General features: G+C 23.5%; 7 protein-coding genes. 4 read left to right on the forward strand and 3 right to left on the reverse strand.

What is annotated here, in order from left to right:
• Positions 1 to 189: 189 nt before the first annotated feature.
• On the forward strand, positions 190 to 333 hold the full coding sequence (locus AJ936_RS10235; RefSeq protein WP_002807233.1) for a hypothetical protein: 144 nt from the start codon (positions 190 to 192) through the stop codon (positions 331 to 333).
• A 187-nt stretch (positions 334 to 520) separates the two neighbouring features.
• Positions 521 to 682, forward strand: a complete 162-nt coding sequence (locus AJ936_RS10240; RefSeq protein ID WP_162842081.1) for a hypothetical protein — start codon at positions 521 to 523, stop codon at positions 680 to 682.
• Here AJ936_RS10240 and AJ936_RS01555 read toward each other — a convergent pair.
• Both AJ936_RS01555 and AJ936_RS01560 read right to left on the reverse strand, forming a co-directional pair.
• Positions 679 to 873, reverse strand: a complete 195-nt coding sequence (locus AJ936_RS01555; RefSeq protein WP_038401389.1) for a polymerase — start codon at positions 871 to 873, stop codon at positions 679 to 681. The two genes, AJ936_RS10240 and AJ936_RS01555, sit on opposite strands and share 4 nt — an antisense overlap.
• Positions 874 to 885: 12 nt before the next feature.
• A complete protein-coding gene (locus tag AJ936_RS01560; RefSeq protein WP_044779695.1) occupies positions 886 to 1,116 on the reverse strand; it encodes a hypothetical protein in 231 nt (76 codons plus the stop codon).
• A gap of 228 nt (positions 1,117 to 1,344) precedes the next feature.
• On the opposite strand from AJ936_RS01560, the gene AJ936_RS01565 reads away from it, so the two are divergent.
• Complete coding sequence (locus AJ936_RS01565; protein WP_126265302.1) at positions 1,345 to 1,617, forward strand: site-specific integrase; 273 nt, start codon at positions 1,345 to 1,347, stop codon at positions 1,615 to 1,617.
• 193 nt (positions 1,618 to 1,810) lie between these two features.
• Positions 1,811 to 2,167 carry a site-specific integrase gene (locus AJ936_RS10490; protein ID WP_148116010.1) on the forward strand — a complete coding sequence of 119 codons (357 nt, stop codon included), beginning with the start codon at positions 1,811 to 1,813 and terminating at the stop codon, positions 2,165 to 2,167.
• A 130-nt stretch (positions 2,168 to 2,297) separates the two neighbouring features.
• Here the strand turns inward: AJ936_RS10490 and AJ936_RS01575 are convergent, their stop codons facing one another.
• The gene (locus tag AJ936_RS01575; protein ID WP_172671472.1) at positions 2,298 to 2,585 is read right to left on the reverse strand and encodes a hypothetical protein; all 288 of its coding nucleotides are present in this window, start codon (positions 2,583 to 2,585) and stop codon (positions 2,298 to 2,300) included.
• Between the last annotated feature and the right edge of the window lie 29 nt (positions 2,586 to 2,614).

A 2,614-nucleotide genomic window follows, 5' to 3' on the forward strand; every position in this document is an offset into this window, starting at 1 on the left:
TTTAGATGATATGGTAAAACACAAACAAAGTGATGAAGTTTTTAAAGTGTTTTATAAAAAAGATGATAAAATAAGATTGCTTAGAGTTAGTAATATGCAAGCTTTAAATCGTTTTGATAAACTTAAAGGTGCAATGACAAAAATAATTTTAGATAGTGGTTTTAAACCTGATAAATAAAAAGGATTAATATGTGTAAAGATCAAGAATATATAGAGCAAAGAAAGGTTTTATGGGAAAAAAGTTTTGAAGCCTTTAAAGATGATAAAGTGTATCAAAAAGAACAGCTTGAACTTGCAGAAGCAGGAATTAATGATGGCTTAGAGGAGGATTAATTATATAATTAGCCATATATTTATATTAGTTTTTTTAAAAAACCGTTTTTACTATTCTTTAATCTTTTATATTGTATTTTGATTGTCTTATTTATGTAATTTTATATATAAAAAAAGTTTTTTCCAATTTTACAACAAAACCCTTTATGGTATAATAAAAATAAAAATTATATAAGAAAGGATATAAATGGCTATAAAAATTGAAATTAGCGGATTTGATAAGGATTTTTTACCTGTTTTTGAGAGTTTAGCTAAAAGCTTATCTCAAAAGCCTATTTTATCAATGTTTTTTTCTTATTTTTTGAGCAAAAACTTACGCATACCCTTTTTTCATTTTTTGTTTCTTTAACTTCTCAAAAAAATTTGTGCCTCATTAAAACTTGGAAATACATTATTTTTTCTTCCTGTGCAACTTTTAAAACGCACATTTCCGTAAACTCTCTCAACCATATATTCCTCAAATAAAGTGGCAATAATTTCTATGCTATAATAGCGAATGTTTCCTTTCTCAGTTATTCTGTGCAACAAAACATTATTCATAAAAAAACCTAATTAAAAATTATTTATTTTATTCAAAAAATCATTTTTAAACATTTTTTCTATAGCAAGCTTAATCATTTGATTAATTTTCTCATTTTCTTTATTTGCATTAGAAATTTCATCTTTGTAAGTAGGAATCATCATTTCTATCATTTTTAATGTTTTTTCATCAAATAAAACTCTTTTTGGAATTAATATTTCATTTTTTTGAATATTTTCATTATTTATTGTATTTTTTTCCATTTTTATCCTTTATTTGTTAAAATAAATAAATTATACCATAATTTTAATAAAAAATTGTATAAATAGACAAATAATGCAAAAATATAAATATTTTTATGGTATAATTTAAAATATATAACATAATCTTATTTCAAAATAAGCCTATTAAAATATATATTTTGGTATTAACACAAGCAAATAAATATAACATAATATATTATTATGTTATAAAAAAAGGATATAAATAAAATGAAACTTAAAAATACTACAATAAGCGAAGATTTAGAGCGTTGGATAGAAGCTTATTTGAAACATATTCAAGCATTATCCTATTCAAATAATACTTTTTTACTTTATAGGCGTATTTTACTAGAATTTGTAGAATATTTATTAGAATATCAAGATGAAATGCAAATAAACGATATAAAAACGACTTTTTTAGTCAATTTTATTAATTATTTAGAAAAAATGGCAATAAACTATCAAAAAAACAAAAATAACTTATTTGAGAGTATTAACTAGCTTTTTTTCTTTTATAAGCGATAATAATGATGATTTGTTTGTTTTTTCCTTTGATATGAAGAAAATTAGATTTAGAACAGAAAAATCAGAAGAAAATTAAATTATCTTAATGAAAATGAAATTATAAGGCTAAATAATGTTTTAGAGAAAGAAAAAGCAAAAAAGAAGTTTACAATAGTTTTAGAAAAAACTTATGCTTTATGGAGGACTTAGAATTTCTGAAGCTTTAAATGTAAAACTTTGTGATTTTGAAGAGGTTGATGATGAAATATTAAAAATATCCATAATAGGCAAGGGCGGTAAAGAACAATTTGCATTTATTAAAAAAGAAGAAGTAGATGATGAGCTTGAATATTTTAAAGAAAATATCCAAGATAGTGATTACATAATGCAAACTAGCACAGGAAAACATTTAAATAGAAGCAATGCTTTTTTGATTGTAAATAATATTTACGCTAAAGCTTTGATCAGCAAAAAAGGACTTCATTTGCTTAGACACACTTTAGCCATGAGATTAACAGCCAAAGGAACAAACCTTGTGGAATTCTAAGACATGCAAAACTAAATACTACTGCTATATATGCCAAAGCAACAAATGATACAATAAAAGCTGCGTTATTGAATAATTAATTTTTCTAAAATTGAGTATTTGCATAGACTTCAAGAAGAAGTCTATGTGTTTAAAATTGTTCTAATAAAAGTTTAGGTTCTCCGCCAAGTATTTTGATGAAATTTGCAATTCTTGATTGTATTATTTCTACGGAATACATACCTCCTAAACCGCCTAAAGCATAAAATAATTCTTCGAAAATGTCTTCTTTGTTAAATTCAAGTTCTTCTATGTCAATAAGAACAGGAGTTCGGCTACATTTTTGTAAATTTTGATATATTTTGACTAAAATCTTGATTTTTTGTAGATTACTTTCAGCCTCTAAATAAGAATTTAAGTGTATTATTAGGGTTTTTATGAGTTTTTCTCTATTTTCTTTATTTTCAA

This window comes from Campylobacter sp. BCW_6877, from assembly GCF_001762445.1.
In the GTDB taxonomy this organism is placed as follows: domain Bacteria; phylum Campylobacterota; class Campylobacteria; order Campylobacterales; family Campylobacteraceae; genus Campylobacter_D; species Campylobacter_D jejuni.